Origin of the sequence: Kitasatospora sp. NPDC051914 (assembly GCF_040680995.1) — a bacterium.
GTDB lineage: Bacteria > Actinomycetota > Actinomycetes > Streptomycetales > Streptomycetaceae > Kitasatospora.
Map to the genome: position 1 here is coordinate 28,826 of NZ_JBFAXX010000037.1, position 18,841 is coordinate 47,666.

Annotated in this window: 19 protein-coding genes; 9 read left to right on the plus strand and 10 right to left on the minus strand. The window is 74.3% G+C overall.

What is annotated here, in order from left to right:
• Positions 1 to 11: 11 nt before the first annotated feature.
• Positions 12 to 929 carry a helix-turn-helix domain-containing protein gene (locus tag AB0M03_RS23850; protein ID WP_363494034.1) on the plus strand — a complete coding sequence of 306 codons (918 nt, stop codon included), beginning with the start codon at positions 12 to 14 and terminating at the stop codon, positions 927 to 929.
• Between the two features lie 113 nt (positions 930 to 1,042).
• Positions 1,043 to 1,867 carry a carbohydrate-binding protein gene (locus AB0M03_RS23855; RefSeq protein ID WP_363494036.1) on the plus strand — a complete coding sequence of 275 codons (825 nt, stop codon included), beginning with the start codon at positions 1,043 to 1,045 and terminating at the stop codon, positions 1,865 to 1,867.
• 51 nt (positions 1,868 to 1,918) lie between these two features.
• On the opposite strand, the gene AB0M03_RS23860 is transcribed toward AB0M03_RS23855, so the two are convergent.
• A complete protein-coding gene (locus tag AB0M03_RS23860) occupies positions 1,919 to 2,560 on the minus strand; it encodes a LysE family translocator (protein WP_363494038.1) in 642 nt (213 codons plus the stop codon).
• A 177-nt stretch (positions 2,561 to 2,737) separates the two neighbouring features.
• On the opposite strand from AB0M03_RS23860, the gene AB0M03_RS23865 reads away from it, so the two are divergent.
• Entirely contained in the window at positions 2,738 to 3,655 is a 918-nt protein-coding gene (locus tag AB0M03_RS23865; protein ID WP_363494040.1) for an alpha/beta fold hydrolase, read from the plus strand.
• Between the two features lie 145 nt (positions 3,656 to 3,800).
• The gene (locus AB0M03_RS23870) at positions 3,801 to 5,822 is read left to right on the plus strand and encodes an NADPH-dependent 2,4-dienoyl-CoA reductase (protein WP_363494042.1); all 2,022 of its coding nucleotides are present in this window, start codon (positions 3,801 to 3,803) and stop codon (positions 5,820 to 5,822) included.
• A gap of 69 nt (positions 5,823 to 5,891) precedes the next feature.
• On the opposite strand, the gene AB0M03_RS23875 is transcribed toward AB0M03_RS23870, so the two are convergent.
• The 4 genes from AB0M03_RS23875 to AB0M03_RS23890 form a co-directional block, all read right to left on the minus strand.
• Positions 5,892 to 6,755 carry a class II glutamine amidotransferase gene (locus tag AB0M03_RS23875; protein WP_363494044.1) on the minus strand — a complete coding sequence of 288 codons (864 nt, stop codon included), beginning with the start codon at positions 6,753 to 6,755 and terminating at the stop codon, positions 5,892 to 5,894.
• A 176-nt stretch (positions 6,756 to 6,931) separates the two neighbouring features.
• Positions 6,932 to 7,273, minus strand: coding sequence for an STAS domain-containing protein (locus tag AB0M03_RS23880; protein WP_363494046.1), 342 nt, complete (start codon positions 7,271 to 7,273; stop codon positions 6,932 to 6,934).
• Between the two features lie 173 nt (positions 7,274 to 7,446).
• Positions 7,447 to 8,001: a TetR family transcriptional regulator gene (locus AB0M03_RS23885; protein ID WP_363494047.1), complete on the minus strand. Its 555-nt coding sequence runs from the start codon at positions 7,999 to 8,001 to the stop codon at positions 7,447 to 7,449.
• On the minus strand, positions 7,998 to 9,503 hold the full coding sequence (locus AB0M03_RS23890; RefSeq protein WP_363494049.1) for an MFS transporter: 1,506 nt from the start codon (positions 9,501 to 9,503) through the stop codon (positions 7,998 to 8,000). Before AB0M03_RS23890 ends, AB0M03_RS23885 begins: the two co-directional genes overlap by 4 nt.
• Positions 9,504 to 9,774: 271 nt before the next feature.
• Between AB0M03_RS23890 and AB0M03_RS23895 the strand changes: the two genes are divergently transcribed.
• The 4 genes from AB0M03_RS23895 (at position 9,775) to AB0M03_RS23910 (ending at position 12,411) form a co-directional block, all read left to right on the plus strand.
• Complete coding sequence (locus AB0M03_RS23895; RefSeq protein ID WP_363494051.1) at positions 9,775 to 10,500, plus strand: transglycosylase family protein; 726 nt, start codon at positions 9,775 to 9,777, stop codon at positions 10,498 to 10,500.
• 64 nt (positions 10,501 to 10,564) lie between these two features.
• Complete coding sequence (locus AB0M03_RS23900; protein ID WP_363494053.1) at positions 10,565 to 11,158, plus strand: TetR/AcrR family transcriptional regulator; 594 nt, start codon at positions 10,565 to 10,567, stop codon at positions 11,156 to 11,158.
• Positions 11,155 to 11,994, plus strand: coding sequence for an alpha/beta hydrolase (locus tag AB0M03_RS23905; protein WP_363494055.1), 840 nt, complete (start codon positions 11,155 to 11,157; stop codon positions 11,992 to 11,994). The genes AB0M03_RS23900 and AB0M03_RS23905 overlap by 4 nt, the downstream gene beginning before the upstream one ends.
• A 72-nt stretch (positions 11,995 to 12,066) precedes the next feature.
• The gene (locus AB0M03_RS23910) at positions 12,067 to 12,411 is read left to right on the plus strand and encodes a hypothetical protein (RefSeq protein ID WP_363494057.1); all 345 of its coding nucleotides are present in this window, start codon (positions 12,067 to 12,069) and stop codon (positions 12,409 to 12,411) included.
• Positions 12,412 to 12,917: 506 nt separating this feature from the next.
• Here AB0M03_RS23910 and AB0M03_RS23915 read toward each other — a convergent pair.
• Together AB0M03_RS23915 and AB0M03_RS23920 are read right to left on the minus strand one after the other, a co-directional pair.
• Positions 12,918 to 13,550, minus strand: coding sequence for a response regulator transcription factor (locus tag AB0M03_RS23915; protein WP_363494143.1), 633 nt, complete (start codon positions 13,548 to 13,550; stop codon positions 12,918 to 12,920).
• A 14-nt stretch (positions 13,551 to 13,564) separates the two neighbouring features.
• Positions 13,565 to 14,854, minus strand: coding sequence for a sensor domain-containing protein (locus tag AB0M03_RS23920; RefSeq protein WP_363494059.1), 1,290 nt, complete (start codon positions 14,852 to 14,854; stop codon positions 13,565 to 13,567).
• A 138-nt stretch (positions 14,855 to 14,992) separates the two neighbouring features.
• Between AB0M03_RS23920 and AB0M03_RS23925 the strand changes: the two genes are divergently transcribed.
• On the plus strand, positions 14,993 to 16,888 hold the full coding sequence (locus AB0M03_RS23925) for an FtsX-like permease family protein (protein ID WP_363494061.1): 1,896 nt from the start codon (positions 14,993 to 14,995) through the stop codon (positions 16,886 to 16,888).
• Between the two features lie 46 nt (positions 16,889 to 16,934).
• On the opposite strand, the gene AB0M03_RS23930 is transcribed toward AB0M03_RS23925, so the two are convergent.
• The 3 genes from AB0M03_RS23930 to AB0M03_RS23940 all read right to left on the minus strand — a co-directional run bounded on the left by AB0M03_RS23930 (position 16,935) and on the right by AB0M03_RS23940 (position 18,787).
• Positions 16,935 to 17,714, minus strand: coding sequence for a cyclase family protein (locus tag AB0M03_RS23930; RefSeq protein ID WP_363494063.1), 780 nt, complete (start codon positions 17,712 to 17,714; stop codon positions 16,935 to 16,937).
• A 73-nt stretch (positions 17,715 to 17,787) separates the two neighbouring features.
• Positions 17,788 to 18,534 (minus strand): SDR family oxidoreductase, encoded by a 747-nt coding sequence (locus AB0M03_RS23935; RefSeq protein WP_363494065.1) that lies wholly within the window; start codon positions 18,532 to 18,534, stop codon positions 17,788 to 17,790.
• Position 18,535: 1 nt separating this feature from the next.
• Positions 18,536 to 18,787, minus strand: a complete 252-nt coding sequence (locus tag AB0M03_RS23940) for an acyl carrier protein (RefSeq protein WP_363494067.1) — start codon at positions 18,785 to 18,787, stop codon at positions 18,536 to 18,538.
• Between the last annotated feature and the right edge of the window lie 54 nt (positions 18,788 to 18,841).

Sequence of the window (18,841 nt, forward strand, 5' to 3'; positions counted from 1 at the left end):
ACACTGCTCCGATGACACGCCAACCCTTCTCCCCCGAGATCGAGTTGCACCGGCTGGACGTGCCCGACCGCGGCCTGCTGCCCTTTGCGATCGGCACCTTCGACACCATCGGCCCGCTCGCCCGGGCCGCATTTCCGCACCGGCACTCCTTCCACGAGATCGCCTATGTGACCCGCGGCCGGGGCTGCCACGTCGTCGATCTGGTCGAGCATCCGCTGCGGCCGCCGCAACTGTGCGTCGTCGCACCGGGCCAGGTCCACCACTGGGCGCGGGCCGGCGGCGTGACCGGCTGGGTGCTGCTGTTCGAGGAGGACTTCCTGCTGCGCCACCCCGAGGACGCCGGCCTCGTCCGGGAGTTGGCCGCCGCTCCGCCGCTGCGCCCGGACCGCGCCCAGGACCGCGTGCTCACCGGACTGCTCGCCGACCTCGAACGGGAGCACCTGGCAGCCGAGGACGGCCGCCCCGGGGTGCTCCAGGCCCTCCTCCACGTGCTGCTCGTCCGGGCGGCACGGGCGCTGGCCGGACGCCCGGGAACGGCGGCCGCCGCACGGCCCCACCCGCTGGTCGTGCAGTTCCGGCAGCTCATCGCCGACCCCGCCCGGCCGGACCGCACCGTGGCCTCGTACGCCCGCGAACTCGGCGTCTCCACAGGGCGGTTGCACGAACTGGTCCGGGAGGCCACCGGCCGCACGCCCGCCCGCCTGGTCCGGCAGCAGCAGACCCTGGAGGCCAAACGACTGCTCACCTCGACGGATCTGACCGTCCGTCAGGTCTCCGTGGCGGCGGGATTCACCGACCCGGCCTACTTCTGCCGGTTCTTCCGCCGCGAAGTCGGGCTGACACCGGGGGAGTTCCGCGCGAGCACGGGCGGAGGAATGCACCACAGCACGGGTGGCCGGTCCATCGACCGGCGCGCCGCACCGCCGTAGCGTCGGAGCACACCGGGCGCACACCGCAGGGCCTCGGCCGGGCACATCACCTGTCATGCCCAGGACGGACCGGTGCCGCCCCTCCCCCACGTCCCGAAACGGAGCGACCAGCCATGCCCGTACCGCCGAACGACAGGCCCGGCGAGCCGACGCTCACCCGCAAGAACCTCCTCAAGGCCGCCGTACTGGCCGGCGCCGCACCCGTCCTCCTCGGCGGCGGGGCCGCGCTCGCCCGCGACAGCGCGGGCGGGCCGGTGGGGCTCACACCGTCCTGCCACGACGGCGACGAGCCGACCACCGAACAGATCGAGGGCCCGTACTTCAAGCCCGGCTCGCCGCTGCGCACCGTACTGACCACCCCCGGCACCCCGGGCACTCCGCTGACCGTGAGCGGCTACGTCTTCGGCCGGGCCTGCCGGCCGGTGGCGGGCGTCCTGCTGGACTTCTGGCAGGCGGACACGGCAGGTGCCTACGACAACGCCGGCTACACCATGCGCGGGCACCAGTTCACCGACGACCGGGGCCGGTTCTCGCTGACCACCGTGGTGCCGGGGCTGTACCCGGGCCGCACCCGGCACCTGCACGTGAAGCTCCAGGCACCGGGGCGGCCGGTGCTCACCACGCAGTTGTACTTCCCCGGCGAGCCGCGGAACTCCACCGACACCATCTTCGACCCGGCCCTGGTGATGACCGTCCGCCAGTCGGGCCCCGGGCGGGAGGCCTCCTTCGACTTCGTCCTGGACGTCCCGCAGTCGCCCTCCCCCACCCCGACCGGCCCCACCCCGACGGCCCCCGGCGGCACCTGGCGGGCGGGCACCGCCTACCGCGTCGGCGACGTCGTCACCTACGGCGGCCTCGGCTACACCTGCATCCAGGCCCACACCGCCTTCGCCGGCTGGGAACCCCCGAACGTCCCCGCCCTCTGGCGCCGCAACTGACCGTTCGGCCGCATCGGGGCGGGAGGGGTCACGCCCCCGATGCGGCCGCCCTCAGGCGGCGGGCTGGGGGCGTTCGGTGGCGATGCGGAGGGCGAAGGCGGCGAGGAGGGTGCCGGTGGCCCAGCCGTGCAGGCGCTGCAGCAGGGGTCGGCGGGCGAGGAAGCCCGCCAGCGCGCCGGCGGTGAGGACGAAGGCGGCGTTGCCGAGGGTGCCGACCGTGATCTGGGTGAGCCCGAGGACGGCGCTCTGCAGGGCGACGCCGCCGCGTTCCGGCTCCACGAACTGCGGGAGCAGGGTGATGTAGAGGACGGCCAGCTTGGGGTTGAGCAGGCAGGTCAGCACACCCATGCCGAACAGCTTCGCCGGCCGGTCGTGCGCCATCTCGGTGGCACGGAACGGCGAGTGGGCCGGCGACCGGAAGGCCCGCCAGGCCAGCCACAGCAGGTAGCCGGCGCCGGCCAGCTTGAGCACCAGGTAGGCGGTCGGCACCAGGGCGAAGAGTGCGGAGAGCCCGGCAACGGCCGCGGCCAGGTAGGTGAGGAAGCCGAGGACGACCCCGCCGAGCGAGATCAGCCCGGCGCGACGGCCCTGGCTCACCGACCGCGAGACGCAGTAGATCATGTTCGGGCCCGGGGTCATCACCATGCCGAAGGAGACGGCGGCGATCCCGCCGACGGCACTCGCACTGATCATCCCGCGACCCTATCCCGGCCTCCGCGCAGGTGTTCGACCGCCTCCGCCACCGGACAGGCCGAGCACGGAACGGTCGACAGAGTCGATGCCGATCCGATACAGATCGACCATTGTTCGACAATGTCGAATGACCTACCGTCGTATGTGACCGGGCCGCCTCGGCGCACCCACCGGCACATGCGCGCCTCCGGAGACCCGGCCGTGCCGCAGCGCGATGCCGAGGAGCCGCAGATGTTCACCTTCACCAGCAGCGACGGACTCGAGATCCACGTGCACGAATGGCTGCCCGGCGGGCCGCCCCGCGGCGTCGTCCAGCTCGCCCACGGCATGGGCGAGCACGCCTGCCGGTACGCCCGGCTGGCGGCCTCCCTCACCGCACAGGGCTACGCCGTGTACGCCGCCGACCACCGCGGCCACGGCAGGACGATCACCGACACCCCCGGGCACCTGGGCACGGACGGCTGGAACCTGCTCGTCCAGGACATGGTGACGCTGTCCGACCTCGTCGAGGACCGCCACCCCGGCCTGCCGCTGGTGCTCGTCGGCCACAGCCTCGGCTCCTTCGCCTCCCAGCAGTACATCCTCGACCACTCCGAGCGGCTGGCGGGCGTCGCGCTCTCCGGCACCACCGCGCTCGACCGGCTGCTCACCGCCCTCGCGGCGGCCGGCGGCGATGCGGCGGCGGCCTTCAACGCGCCCTTCGAGCCGGCCCGCACGCCCTGCGACTGGCTCAGCCGGGACGCGGCCCAGGTGGACGCCTACCTCGCCGACCCGCTCTGCGGCTTCGCGCTGGACGCCCGCGGCATGGAGGACCTCGCCGCGGCGGCCCACCGCCTCGCCTTCCCCGAGGGCGTCCGGCCCGACCTCCCGGTCTACGTCGCGGTCGGCGACCGCGACCCGCTGAACGCCGAACTCGCCCTCTCCGACGTGGTCGTGGAGCGCTACCGGCACGCCGGCCTGACCGACGTCACCTACCGCACCTACGCGGGGGCCCGGCACGAGATCCTCAACGAGACCAACCGCGAGGAGGTCGCGGCCGAACTGGTCGCCTGGATCCTCTGCGTCACCAGTCACGCCACGGCCGCGGCGGCCTGAGCCCCGCGGGCCGAGCCCGCCCGGCCGGGGGCCGGCCGGTCCCCGGTGTGACGCAGCACTCGCCCGCCCGCCATATGCACCTAGTTGCACAATCGAGCCCCGGAGGTCTACAAAGGGCACACGACGACCCTGCTGGAGGCCTCCGATGACCGCCTACCCCCACCTGCTCAACCCGCTCGACCTGGGCTTCACCACCCTGCCCAACCGGGTGGTCATGGGCTCGATGCACGTCGGGCTGGAGGAGGCCCCCAACGGCTTCGAGCGGATGGCCGCGTTCTACGCCGAGCGCGCCCGCGGCGGCGTCGGCCTGATCGTCACCGGCGGCATCGCGCCCAACGAGGCCGGGCGCCCCTGGGAGGGCGGCGCCATGCTCACCACCGGCACCGAGGCCGCCGAGCACCGGGTGATCACCGACGCCGTGCATGCCGCCGGCGGCCGGATCGCCATGCAGATCCTGCACTTCGGCCGCTACGCCTACCACCAGGACCTGGTGGCCCCCAGCCCGCTCAAGGCCCCGATCAGCCCGTTCACCCCGAACGAGCTGACGGACGAGCAGATCGAGCAGACGATCGAGGACTTCGCCCGCTGCGCCGAGCTCGCCCGCTCGGCCGGCTACGACGGCGTCGAGATCATGGGTTCCGAGGGCTACCTGATCAACGAGTTCATCGCCGCACCGACCAACCACCGCACCGACCGGTGGGGCGGCTCGTACGAGAACCGGATGCGGTTCCCGGTGGAGATCGTCCGCCGCGTCCGCGAGCGGGTCGGCGAGGACTTCATCCTGATCTACCGGCTCTCCATGCTCGACCTGGTGCCCGGCGGCTCCACCCTCGAGGAGGTCGTGCAGCTCGCCAAGGCGATCGAGGCCGCCGGCGCGACCATCATCAACACCGGCATCGGCTGGCACGAGGCCCGCATCCCCACCATCGCGACCTCGGTGCCGCGCGGCGCCTTCACCTGGGTCACCGAGAAGCTCATGGGCTCGGTCGGCATCCCGCTGGTCACCAGCAACCGCATCAACACCCCCGAGCTCGCCGAGAAGATCCTCGCCGACGGCCACGCCGACCTGGTCTCCATGGCCCGCCCGCTGCTCGCCGACCCCGCCTTCGTCGCCAAGGCCGCCGCCGGCACCCCCGAGGCCGTCAACACCTGCATCGGCTGCAACCAGGCCTGCCTGGACCACACCTTCAGCCTCAAGATCACCTCCTGCCTGGTCAACCCGCGGGCCTGCCACGAGACCGAACTCGTCCTCTCCCCCACCAAGCTGCGCAAGCGGATCGGCGTCGTCGGCGCCGGCCCGGCCGGTCTCGCCTTCGCCGTCTCCGCGGCCGAGCGCGGCCACGCCGTCACCCTCTACGACGCCGCGGACACCATCGGCGGCCAGCTCAACGTCGCCCGCAAGGTCCCCGGCAAGCAGGAGTTCGACGAGACCGTCCGCTACTACCGCCACCAGCTCGACGCCCACGGGGTCGAACTGCGCCTGGGCACCACGGCCACCGCCGAGGGACTCGCCGCCGAGCGCTACGACGAGATCGTCCTCGCCACCGGTGTCACCCCGCGCACCCCGGACATCCCCGGCGTCGACCACCCCAGCGTCGTCGGCTACCTGGACGTGCTGCGCGACGGCGCCCCGGTCGGCGACCGGGTGGCGATCCTCGGCGCCGGCGGCATCGGCTTCGACGTCGCCGAGTTCCTCACCGACCCCGGCGAGCAGGCCGCCCTCGACCCCGAGGTCTTCTTCGAGCAGTGGGGTGTCGACACCGACCACACCACGCCCGGCGGCCTCACCCCGCCGGTGCGCCGCACCTCGCCGCGCAGCGTCCACCTGCTGCAGCGCAAGACCGGCAAGGTCGGCGCCGGCCTCGGCAAGACCACCGGGTGGATCCACCGCACCGAGCTCAAGCACCGCGGCGTCACCACCGTCGCCGGCGCCACCTACCAGCTCATCGACGACCAGGGCCTGCACTTCCTGCTCGACGGCGAGCAGCAGCTGCTCCAGGTCGACACCGTGGTGCTGTGCACCGGGCAGGAGCCCCGCCGCGACCTCCAGGAGGAGCTGCGCGAGCACGGCATCGAGGCCCACCTCATCGGCGGCGCGGACGTCGCGGCCGAGCTCGACGCCAAGCGCGCCATCGACCAGGGCACCCGCCTGGCCGCAACGATCTGACCGAACCCGGCGGCCCCGGCCCCGCGCAGCCCCCCGAGGGCGGGCACGGAGCCGGGGCCGACCCGGGTATCAAGGCTTGCGCGGGGTCAGCGAGTGGAGGGCGCCGTGCCCGTTCCCCACTACGCCGTAGGACGATTCGGGGACCTGGTTCCAGGCGCCCGCGAGGTCGCCGAGGGGCTCCGACACCACGATCCGCGTCCCGTCCGCGACCTCCTGCAGCACCGGGATCTCCGGATGGAGGGCGCGCAGCGTGCGGACGTCCGTGCTGAAGAAGAGCGAGCGCGAGTTGTGCTCGCTCGAGTAGCGGAAGGCCCAGAGCCGGCTGCCGTCGGAGACCGCCACGGTCATCTGGAGCGGGTCGGGTACGCCGCGGCGCTCGCCGACGTCCTCGATCAGGCCGATCATGCGTTCCACCGCGAGCGGGGCGTCGTCCTGCAGGCCGAGGCTGAGCGCCACGTAGAACATCAGCTCGGAGTCGGTGGAGCCCTCGACGAAGGGGTAGAGCAGGGGGTCGACGGCGATCGCCAAGTCCCGCTTGAGTGCGGGGAATTCGTGGATCGCCCCGTTGTGCATCCAGAGCCATCGGCCGTACCGGAAGGGGTGGCAGTTGCTCTGTTGGACGGCCGTGCCGGTGGAGGCGCGGATGTGGGCGAGGAAGAGCGGCGAACGGACGCAGCGGGAGAGTTCGAGGAGGTTGCGGTCGCTCCAGGCGGGGCCGGTCGCGTGGAAGATCGCCGGTTCCGGCTCGGCCTCGGCACCGGGGGCGGTGCCGCCGCTGGTGTCCGGGTACCAGCCGACGCCGCACCCGTCGCCGTTGGTGGTCTCCACGCCGAGCCGGGCGTGCCGGCTCTGGTCGATCAGCGAGTGCTCGGGTTTGTAGAGCAGGTCGGCCAGGGCGATCGGCGACCCGGAGTACGCGAGCCATCTGCACATTCTTCCCACCGTTCCTCTCGCCACCGCGCTGCACGGGCAGGACGGGCACCCGGATGCGGCGGCAGGGGCCAGGTGCCGCCACCCGCCTTCCACCGTAGGCAGGGCCGTGCCGCGGGGCCCGCCGGAGAAATGCTCTGCATGCCAATGATTCTTGTCGCGCAAGGATGAGACCGGCTTCAGTCCGGCCCGGGACGGACGGTGAGCACCTCGTCCGTGCCGGTCACGGCAAACAGTCGGCGCACCTGGTCGGGCGGGTTCATCAGCAGCAGGACGGTGCCGCGGTCGCGGGCCTGCCGGTCCGCGTCCAGCAGGACGTTGAGCCCGCTGGAGTCGCAGAAGGTCACCGCGGCGAGGTCGACCCGCACGGCGGTCGGCACGGTGCGCGAGGCCCAGGGCTGCTGCAGGGCGTCGGCCAGCCGGGGCGCGGTCTCGCGGTCCATCTCGCCCGCCACTTTCAGCAGCGGTCCGCCGGCCTGCTCCAGGACCACGATGCCCAGGTTCGACGGTGTGTGGGCCATGACGGAACGCTCCCTCCGGCGCAGCGGTGGACGACGCGCCTCGCCCGGATCCGCCGAACGGGCGCGCCCCTCCCACCGTAGGCCCGCCGGACGGGCCCCGCGGACCGGACGCGGCGGGCCGTGCGGACCGGACGGCCGGCGCCGGCGCGGCCGGTCCGCGCAGGAGGGATCGGTCAGCCGCCGTCGATCAGCCGCTGCAGGGCCGGTGCGCAGAGGTCGGCGAGGTGTCCCGCGGCGGCCTGCCCGGTGCCGCCGCCGTCCCGGTGGATGCTCATCGTGGCGCCGAGGCCGAGCAGCTGGCCGAGGATCAGCTCGGCACGCAACTCCGGTTCGGCGCCCGGGAGTCGGCCGGCCAGGCGGCGGGTGGCCTGCTCGCGGAAGCGGTCGCGCAGGACGCTCCGCTCGTCCTCGATGCCGAGCGAGAAGACCACCCTCAGCAGCGGGTCGCTGCTGCGCTCGCGCCGGGTGCGCACCAGGGAGAGCACCATGTGGCGGCCGAGCGCCTCCAGCGGCGCGTCGAAGAGCTCGTCGGCGTCGGCGGAGAAGTCGGTGGTCAGCGCGAACAGCTCCTCCTTGCTGCCGAACAGCTTCACGATCAGGGAGGCGCTGACCTCGGCGTCGGCGGCGATCCCGCGCAGGGTCACCTGGGCGTACGGCTGCAGGGCGAACGCCCGCCGGGCGGCGCGCAGGATCGCCTGGCGGCCGGTCGGGGCGGCGGAGCCGGTCATGACCGGCCCTCCCCCGCGGACGCGGCCGGAAGGCCGGCGGCGGCCGCCTTCCCGTCCGAGCCGCCTTCCCGCCTTCCGGCCGGGCCGTCGGCGGTGGGCCGCTGCCGTCCGGGCAGGGCGAGGGTGACCAGCAGGGCGAGTACGGCGGCGGCGGCCGCGACGAGGAAGACCACGAGATAAGCATGGAGCGTCGGCGCCGTACGGCCGTCCACCTGGAAGGTCAGGTCGGCGAGGACGGCGGCGACCACGGCGCTGCAGACCGCCTGGCCGAGCGAGCGCATCAGGGTGTTCAGGCCGTTGGCGGCGCCCGTCTCGGCGGCCGGAACCGCCCGGATCACCAGGGCCGGCAGGGCGCTGTAGGCGATGGCGGTGCCGGCCGAGACGACGGTCGCGCCCGCGATGATCATCCACAGCTCGTGGCTGGTGAAGAACCGGACGACGTAGCCCACCGCCATCACTCCCGCGGCGACGGCCAGCGTCACCTTCGGCCCGAAGGCGGCGGAGATCCGCGCCGACACCGGGGAGAGCGCCACCATGGACACACCGCCCGGCAGCAGGCACAGCCCGCTGACCACGATCGAGGCGCCCAGTCCGTACCCCGTGCTCTTCGGCTCCTGCACCATCTGTGCGGTGACCAGCGAATTGGCGTAGAACGAGAAGCCGATCAGCAGCGCCGCCACGTTGGCCAGCAGCACCGCCGGGCGGGCCGAGACCCGCACGTCCACCATCGGGGAGGTGTGGCGCAGCTCGTACGCCAGCCAGAGCGGGGCCAGCAGGACGGCGGCCGCGACCAGGCCGAGCGTGCGGCCCGAGGTCCAGCCCCACTCGGCGCCCTGGGTGACCGCGAGGAGCAGGCTCACCAGGACGGCGGACAGGCCGAGCGCGCCCACCACGTCGAAGCGGCCCGGTGAACGCACCGGCGACTCCGGGACCTTCCACAGCACCAGCGCCATGTCCAGCAGCCCCAGGGCGGCCGACACCCAGAACATGGTGTGCCAGTCCGCGTGCTCGACCACCAGGGCGGCCACCGGCAGGCCGACCGCCGCGCCGATGCCGAGCGTCGAGCTCATCAGCGCCACCGAGGAGAGCACCCGGGCGGGCGGCAGTTCGTCCCGCATGATGCTGATGCCCAGCGGCACCACCGCCAGCGCGGCGCCCTGCAGGGCCCGGCCCGCGATCAGCACGCCGATGTGGGAGCTGACCGCGCAGAGCACCGAGCCGGCGACCAGCACCCCGAGGGAGGCGAGCAGGACGCGCCGTTTGCCGTACATGTCGCCGATCCGGCCGAGCAGCGGGGTGCACACGGCGCCGGTCAGCAGCGTCACGGTGACCAGCCAGCTGGCGGCGGTCGGGGTGCTGCCGGTGAGTTGCGGGACGTGCGGCAGCAGCGGCACGACGAGGGTCTGCATCAGCGCCACGACGACGCCGCAGAAGGCCAGGATGCCGACCAGGAACGGGGGCGCCGGCGCGGCCTCGGCGCGCGGTGCCTCGACGGGGCTCACGACGTTCCGTCCGAGCAGTTGGGGAAGGGTGTACGAGCGTTCACCCGTCCAGGGTAAACACCTGTGCACCCCTGGCGGTGAGCGGGGGTGGCCCGGGGCCCGAGTACGTTCCGCCCCCCGGTCGGTGCTGTGCGCCGAGCGGGGGCTGTGCCGGGGCCGGGCGGGTGAGGTCCGCGTCGTGTCGGCCGCGTGTCGGCGGCGGGACGTGCATCGGTGGGAGGGCGGCGCCCACGGGCGGCCGCTGCCCCGTCCCCGAGGTCCGGAGTGTCCTGTGCCGTCCACCGCGTCGAACCCGCACCGCGCCCTGCGTGTGCTCCTGGCCGTCCTCAGCGCCGCATGCGTCTGGGCCGGCACCGAGGCCGGACGGGCCGCGGAGGCCGCGGCACCCGAGGGCGGGAACGTGGACTGGGACCGGATCGCCGCCTGCGAGAGCGGCGGCCGCTGGCACCTCAACACCGGGAACGGCTACTACGGCGGCCTGCAGTTCAACGCGACCACCTGGCGCGCCAACGGCGGCACCGCGTACGCCCCGCGCGCCGACCTCGCCTCCCGCGAGCAGCAGATCGCCGTCGCCCGGCGGCTGGCCGGGCGCAGCGGCCTGCGGCCGTGGCCCTCCTGCGGCACCCGCGGAGCCGGGCGGAAGCCCGCGCACGGCACGCCGTCCGAGCGGCCCGCCACGGCGGGGGCGGACGGGCGCACCGCGGAGAGCACGACAGGGAGCACGGCGGCAGAACCGGTCGAGAGCGCCGCCGACACCCCCGAGGAGCAGAGCGCCGCGCAGTGGACGGTGCAGGAGGGCGACAGCCTGGCCGGCATTGCGGAGGCCCAGGGCGTCACCGGGGGCTGGCAGGCCCTCCACGACCTGAACCGTGACCTCATCGGCGACGACCCCGACCTCATCGCGCCGGGCCAGGTCCTGCGCCTCCCCGCCCCGGAGGCCGAGAGCACCGAGAGTGCCGGGAGCACCGACGGCACGGAAGATGCCGATCCCCGGTAATCCCGCTTGCCATTCCTAGGATCCCTAGTTTAAAACTAGGGATCCTAGGAAGCGAGGTGGGCACATGGCGCGGGCCGGGCTGACGGCGGATCGCGTGACGGCGGCGGGCGCCGAGCTGGCCGACGAGGTCGGGCTCGATCGGGTGACCATGTCGCAGGTGGCGCGGCGGCTCGGCGTGAAGGACGCGAGCCTCTATGCGCACGTGCGCGGCCTGGAGGACCTGCGCGGACGGATCGCACTGCTGGCGGCCGACGAGAAGACCGTCCGCATCGCGGAGGCGACCGCCGGCCGGGCGGGCAGGGACGCGCTGGTCGCGTACGCGAACGCCTGGCGGGAGTACGCCCACCGGCACCCGGGCCGCTACACGGCGACACAGGTCCCGATCCGGATCGACCCCGAGCTGGCCGCACAGGCGTCCGGGCCGCGGCGCGCCGTCGAGCTGACCTACGGCATGCTGCGCGGCTACGGCCTGGCCGAGCCCGACCTGACCGACGCGGTCAGGCTGCTGCGCAGCACGTTCCACGGGTTCGTCTCGCTGGAAGCCGCGGGAGGATTCGGGCACGAGCGCCCGACGGAGCAGTCCTGGGTCCGCGCCCTCGACGCCCTGCACTCGCTCCTGGAGCACTGGCCCCCGCCCCGAGAAGGAGATCCCCGATGACCGCCCCGACCACCGGCCGCCTGCGCGTGAACGGCGCGACCCTGCACTACGAAGTACGCGGCCGGGGCCCGCTCCTGCTGCTGGTCCCCGGCGGGACGGGCGGCGCCGCCTCCTTCGACGCCATCGCCGACGACCTGGCCGCCGAGTACACCGTCGCGACCTACGACCCGCGCGGCCTGTCCCGGAGCAAGCTGGACGACCCGGAGGCCGGGCAGCACGTGGCCGAGCACGCCGACGACGCGTTCCGGCTGCTGGAACTGCTGTCACCCGGCGAGCCCGGCCGGGTGTTCGGCACGAGCTCGGGCGCGATCGCGGCCGTGCACCTGCTCACCGCCCACCCCGAACGCATCGCCCGCGTCGTCGCACACGAGCCGCCGCTGGTGGAGGCCCTGCCGGACGCCCCCGAGCACCGTGCCCTCCTCGCACGCGTCCAGGAGACCTTCCGCGCGCAGGGGCTCATGCCGGCGATGGCGGTGTTCGCCGCCGGCCTGCAGAAGGACGGCGGCGCCTCCGAGCCGCCGCAGGCCTCGGCCGGGCTTCCGCCGCAGGCAGCCGCCCGGGCCGAACGGACCACGGCCGGCCTGCCGTTCTTCGTCGGCCGCATCGTGCCCGCCTTCATGTCCTACACCCCGGACATCACCCGCCTGGAGGCGGTGTCGGACCGGCTGGTCCTCGCCTGCGGCCAGGAGTCGCGCGGCGAACTGCCGTACCGTCCGGCCGCGTTCCTGGCCGAACGCCTCGGCACCGAACTCCGGCACTTCCCCGGTGGACACATCGGTCTCACCACCCACCCCGCCGAATTCGGCGAACACCTCCGCAAGGTCCTCCGGGGTTGAGAGGTGCGCAGGGCCGTTCGGGGGAACCCGCGTTCGGCCGCGGGGGTGGTGAATGCGGATTACCATCGGGCCATGGTCGCTCGTACCTCTGCCCAGGCCGGATCGATGCTCTCGCTCTGGTCGAAGGACTCCGTCCTGTCGATCGGGTCGGTCGGCTCCGCGCTGTCCATCGGCTCCGTCGGGTCGGTGCTCTCCGTCGGGTCGGTCGGCAGTGCGCTGTCGGTCGGTTCGATCGGTTCCGCGCTGTCGCTGATCTCGGCCGGGTCCTGGCTGAGCACCGGCTCGCTGCTGTCCGCCCAGTCCTGCTGGTCGGTGCTGTCGTGGCGGTCCTCGCGCGGGCTGATGGCCGCCGGCGCCGTGGCCGCCGTGGCCGGCACGGTACTCGTCGGCAGCCACCGCGCCCGGCGCGCAGGCTGATCCCCGGCCTCGGACACAGCGTCCCCGAGTTCCCCACCCGTCCGTCCTCCCGGCGGCTGTCGGTGCGTCAGCAGGGTGTCGAGGCGCAGCCGCGACCTCTGGCAGGGTGATCGATCGCCCGGGCACGGGGAAGGCCCGAGACTCCAGGGGCGTCGGAGGGCCGAGGGGCCCGCCGACCGTCCCCGGGGGCCACCGGGCCGGGCGGCAGTGCCGACGGCTCGGCGTGCGGCCCCGGCGGTGTCACCGGCCCGACGGGTACGGCTCCCGCACGCCGTCAGTCGGACGGGGTGTCGCAGGCCCCGGCCCGGAACTCCTCGACGGTGACGGTGCGCGGGATCTCCCGGCCGTTCCGGTCGGTCTCCGTGCAGTGGACCTCGCCCGGCTTCAGCGCCGCCAGGTCCGCGACCGGGATGCCCCACTGTCGTCAAGGGGCACTCGGGTGGTCGGTTCAGGGGCGCGGGGAACTGCGCCCCTTGTGGACACCCATGACCGTTCGAACATGCGCCCTACGCCCGGAGGAACTCCAGGACGGCAAGGACCCGGCGGTGGGTCTCCTCGGCCGGGGGCAGGTCGAGCTTCATCAGGATGTTGCCGATGTGCTTGCCCACGGCCGCCTCGGAGACCGTCAGCTCGCGGCAGATCGCCGCGTTGGACCTGCCCTCGGCCATCAGCGCCAGCACCTCGCGCTCGCGCGCGGTCAGCCGTTCCAGGGGGTCGCGTCGGCGCCGCAGCAGGTGGCGCACCACTTCCGGGTCCACGACGGTGCCGCCGGCCGCCACCGTGCCGACCGCCGTGAGGAACTCCTCGACCTGCCCGATCCGGTCCTTCAGCAGGTATCCCACGCCGGATCCGTCCCCGGAGTCCAGCAGCTCGGCGGCGTACGCGCGCTGCACGTACTGGCTGAGCACCAGCACCGGGAGGCCCGGACGCCCGGCGCGCAGGGCGACGGCGGCGCGCAGGCCCTCGTCGGTCTGGCCGGGCGGCATCCGGACGTCGGTGATGACGATGTCCGGCCCGTGCTCGTCGACGGCCGCGCTCAGGGCGTCGGCGTCCCCGACCGCGGCGACCACCCGGTGGCCGAAGCGGTCCAGCAGGCCGATCAGGCCCTCGCGCAGGAGCACGCTGTCCTCGGCGAGCACCACGCGGAGCGGCCTCACGGGCTGATCGGGGTGCACGGGATCTCCACACGCAGCAGGGTCGGGCCTCCGGGCGGGCTGCTCACGGTCAGCGCGCCGTCGACCACGGAGACCCGGTCGGCCAGCCCGGTGAGGCCGGTGCCGCCGGCCGGATCGGCGCCGCCGCATCCGTCGTCGGACACCTCGATGGTCAACAGCCCGTCAGCGTACCGCCCGTCGACGCGGGCGGAGCGGGCACCGCTGTGCTTGGCGATGTTCGCCAGTGCCTCCGACACCGCGAACCAGCCGGCCGACTCGACCGCGGCCGGCAGCCGCCCCGGCAGTTCGAAAGTGACGTCGACCGGCACCGGCGACCGGTCGGCGGCGTCCGTACAGGCGTCCGGCAGCCCGCGGTCGGTGAGCACCTGCGGATGGATGCCGTTGATCAACTCCCGTAGCTCGGACAGTACTTCACCCGCCTCGCGGTGCGCCTGGGCCAGCCGGTCGGCGAGCGGGCTGCCGGGCGGCGCGTCCAGCCTGGCGAGTCCGAGCGTCATCGCCAGGGCGACCAGGCGCTGTTGGGCGCCGTCGTGCAGATCCCGTTCGATCCGGCGCCGTTCCGCCTCGAAGGCGTCCACCAACCGGGCGCGGGAGCTGACCAGTTCGCCGATCCGCAGCTCCTGGCCGCCCGGCGCCAGCACTGCTCGGACGAGTGCGGCCCGCCCGGCCGCCACCGCGGTCAGCGGATAGGCGAGCAGCGCCGCCGCCAGCACTCCGCCGAGACCCAACGCCGCTGCCACGTACGGGGAGTGGACCTGCCAGAGTTTGAGGACGTTCACCTGTTCGCCGTCCAGCAGGAGCAGCGGCAGCGCCGCCAGCAGGTAGCCGGGCACCGCAAGGGCGAAGCCCGCGACGACCAGGTCGATCGGCCACAGGACGAAGGCGGCGAGCGCGGCGAAACCCAGCTCCCGCCAGGTGGCCCGCTCGCGGTAGCGCAGCCGCAGCCAGGCCGAGAGCCCGGGGCGGGCCGGCACCAGGTGCGGGTCGGGCACCGGCGCACCGTCCAGCAGCCCGACCAGCCACCGCTCCCACGCCGCGAACGGCACCCCGACCAGGCCCAGCGCCAGCAGCAGGGGCAGCCCGACCAGCAGCACGGCGAGCACCCCGGCGACCGTCCCCGCCAGCAACAGCCCCGCGCAGAGCAGCAGCCCGGCCGTCCCGGAGGCGAGCAGGTAGCCGGCGGCCCGCCAGGGCAGCGCGCCGCGCAGGAACCCCGGCCGGGCCAGTGCGTTCCAGAGCGTCCCGCCCGTTCCGGTCACCCCTGCCATACCCCACACCCCTCCCCCGTCCTGGTACCCGCCCCACCCTAGGCCGCCCCTGCGTCCTGCGCGGTAGGGCTGGCCCTACCCCGGAAGGTAGGCCCTGGCCTGCTGATCCGGCCCGGCGCCGGCGGTTGGCTGGAGGGCATGAGGATGATGCGGATCGCGTTGAAGTCGCTGAGGGTGCGTTGGGTGTCGTTGCTGGGTGCGTTCACGGCGCTGGCGCTCGGGGTGGCCATGACGGCGGTGATGCTGCTCGGTCTGGCCACCGCGATGTCGTGGCCCGGCGGCGGCGAGGCCATGGTGTCGCTGGTCGCCGCGCTCGGTACGGCCGGCGGGGTGAGCGCCTTCGTCTCGGCGTTCGTCGTCGCCTCGACCTTCTCGTACACCGTCGCCCAGCGCCGTCGCGAGCTCGGCCTGCTCCGGCTGGCCGGCGCCACCCGGGCGCAGGTGCGGTGCGCGGTGCTGGCCGAGGCGCTCGTGCTCGGTGCCGCCGCCTCTGCCGCCGGGTGCGCACTGGGCCGGCTGGGCGCGCCGCGGATGGTGCGGTGGCTGGCGGACGTCGGGATGGCCCCGCCCGGGTTCACCGTCGACCGGGGAACCTGGCCGCTGGTCGCCGCGTTCTGGACCGGCCTGCTGGTCGCCCTCGGCGGCGTCCTCGTCGCCGCCCGCCGCGCCGGGCGTCTCGGCCCGCTGGACGCGCTGCGCAGCGCCGATCTCGACACCGGCGTGATGACCGCCGGCCGCTGGTTCTGGGGCCTCGGGCTGCTGACGGCGGCGGCCGGGCTGATCGGCTCGGCCCTGCTCACGGACCCGGTCGACCTGCTGCACCGCAAGACCTACACCGTCCAGCCGATGGTGCTCATCTCCGCCTGCGGGCTGCTCGCGCCGGTCCTCGCCCGGCCGCTGCTGCGCCTGCTCGGCCGGCTGCCGGCCGGGCTGTCCCGCTGGTCGGGCCGCCTGGTGCGGGAGAACGCCGCCGCCGCGCTGCGCCGCACCGGGGCGGTCGCCGCACCGGTGCTGGTGTCGGTGGCCCTGACCGGCTCGCTGGCGGGCGCGCTGGACACGGTGAGCGCCTCCCGGACGGCCGAGGCCCGGGCGCGGACCGCCGCCGACTTCGTGCTCACGCCCGGTGCGGGCCGCCCGGGGCTGGTCGAAGCCCTGCGGGCCGTTCCCGGGACGGTCGTCTCCCCCACCGGGCCGACCCGGCTCGCGGTGGTCGAGGCGGACGGCACCGAGGTCCGCTCCGAGGCGCGGACGGCCGATCCCGGCGCGCTGGCCGGCGTCGCCCGGCTGCCGGTGGTGACCGGATCGGTGGCCGCGCTGACCGACGACGGCATCGTGCTGCCGCAGGAGTGGGGGCACCGGGACGTCGGCGAGCCGGTGCCGGTCGTGCTCGCGGACGGCTGCCGGGTGACCCTCAGGGTCGCCGCCGTGCTGCGGGACGGGCTCGGCGACAACGGCCTGTACGTGACCGCGCGCAACGCACCGGGTTCCCGGGTGGACCGCATCGACGTCCGGGCCGCCACCGGGGCGGACCACGTCGCGCTGGAGGCACGACTGCGCGCCACCGCAACCCGGTTCGGTGCCCGGATCGACACCCGCGAGCAGTGGCTGACCGCCTCCGCCCCCGCCAACGGCCGGATCGCCCGGCTGCGGACCGTCCTGGTGCTCGGCCTCGCCCTGACGTACACCGGCATCGCGCTCGCCAACATCCTCGCGATGGCGACCGTCGACCGCCGCCGGGAACTCGCCCTGCTGCGGCTCACCGGCGCCACCCGGGCACAGGTGGTCGGGCTGGTGACCGGCGAGTCGCTGCTCGTGGTGACGGTGGGCGCGCTGCTGGGCTGCGCGGTCGCGGCCGTCCAACTCGGGGCGATGAACGGCGCACTGGCCCTGCTCGGCAGCCCCCCGCCGCTGGTCCTGCCGTGGCGGCCGGTCGGTGCGGTGACCGGCGCCTGCCTCCTGCTGACCGCCCCCTGCGCAGCCCTGGCCGCCCTCTGGTCCCTGCGCCACCGCCCGGTCGAGGCGGCCCGGGGCTAGGCCGTTTCCTCCGGATCATCCGACCGGTCGAACCGGTGCCGTCCCTTCAGGCCGGGAGGACGGCCACGGCGCGGGTCCAGCCGGCGCCGGCACCGGTGATCTTGACGGGGAAGCAGCTGACGGTGAAGCCGGTCGGGGCGGGCAGGTCCTCCAGGTGGGCGAGGCGTTCGATCTGGCAGTACTCGCGTTCCCGGCCGGCGAAGTGGGCCGGCCAGAGGCAGCTGCGGTCGCCCGTCTCCCGGTACTTCTCGATCATGGTCCGGAAGGGGGCGTCGAGGCTGAACGCGTCGGTGCCGATGACCCGGACGCCCTGGTCGAGCAGGAAGTGGGTGGCGGAGCCGTCGAGCCCCGTGAAGCGGCTGAAGTACTCGGGGGTGCCGGCGAGCCGGGACGCGCCGGTGCGCAGCAGCACGATGTCGCCGGGCGCCAGGCGGTGCCCGATGCGGTCCAGTTCGCGGCGCAGGTGGGTGGCGTCGACCGCGCCGGGTTCGGCGGTGCCGATGTCGAGGACGACGCCGGGGCCGTGGAACCACTCCAGTGGGAGTTCGTCGACGTGGCGGGGACGGCCGTCGCCGTAGCGGGCGGTGGAGCCGTAGTGGGAGGGGGCGTCGATGTGGGTACCGGTGTGGGTGGTGAGGGTGAGGGTGTCGATGGTGAGCAGTTCGCCGTCCGGCAGGACGGACGGGTCGAACTCCAGGCCGAAGTGCTCGAGCATCTCCGCGCTCATGTGCTTGGCGCCGTCGGCGGCGGACATGATGCGGTGCTCGACCGGTTCCGGCTCCCAGCCCGCCGCGTCGATCGGGGTGGAGAGGTCGATGATGCGCACGGGTCTCCTCGGTGTTCGGGGGCGGCAGCCGTACGGCCTGCCGGGGGGGGAAGGGGAACGGGCGGCAGGGGCCTCAGGCGCGCAGGCTCAGGCCCCCGTCGGCGGTGACGACCTGGCCGTGGATCCAGGCGGCCTCGTCGCTGCAGAGCAGGGCCACCGCCCGGGCGAGGTCCGCCGGGGCGGTGAGGCGGCCGGCGGGGGTGCGCTCCGCCAGGACGCGAACGGCGGCGGCGTCCGCGGTGCCCGGGCCCTTGTCGAGCTTGGCGGCGGCGACCGCGTTGACGGTGATGCCGAGCGGTGCCAGTTCGACGGCCAGGTAGCGGATCTGCGCCTCCAGGGCGGCCTTCGCCACACCGGCCGCGACGTAGCGCGGCACCACGCGGCGGGCTCCGTTGCTGGAGACCGCGACGATCCGGCCCGGTCCGCCGGCCATGGCGTCGGCCAGGGGGCGGATGCCCAGGACCAGGGGGGCGAGGGCGGTGGTGAGGTCGCGCCGGAGCAGGTCGGCGTCCGGCCGGGCGGCGTCCATCGGGTGGAAGGAGGCCGCGCTGTGGACGAAGGCGTCGAGGCGGCCGCGCTCCCCGCGGATGTGCCGCAGCAGGCGCGGCAGGGTGTCGGGCCGGGTGATGTCGGCCTTGAGGACGGTGGCGGGGCCGGGCAGTCCGGCGAGGGCTGCGAGGGCCTCCTCGGCCGCCGTGTCGTCGTGGGCGTGGTTGAGGTAGACGTGGCAGCCCCGGGCGGCGAGTTCGTGGGCGACGGCCAGGCCGGTCCCCCGGGTGCCCCCGGCGATCAGGGCGGTCCTGTTCTCCCAGCGGGTCACGTCAGGCCGCCTCGGCCGCGGCCCGGTTCACCAGGGCGAGGAACTCACCGGGGGTCCGGGCGGTGCTGAGGGCGTCCTCCGGGACGCGGACGTCGTATTCGCGCTCGATCCGGCTGACCGTCTCCAGGAGGGCGAGCGAGTCGTAGCCCAGGTCGCTGAAGAGCACGTCGGCGATGTCGCCGTCGAGGTCGATCCCCTCGGCCTGGCCGGCCCCCTCTCGCATGATCCTCTTCAGGTCGGCTTCGGTGATCATGGTCGTTCGCTCCTCGGGTCGTGATGGAGGCAGTACGCCCTCGAGCCTCGCCGC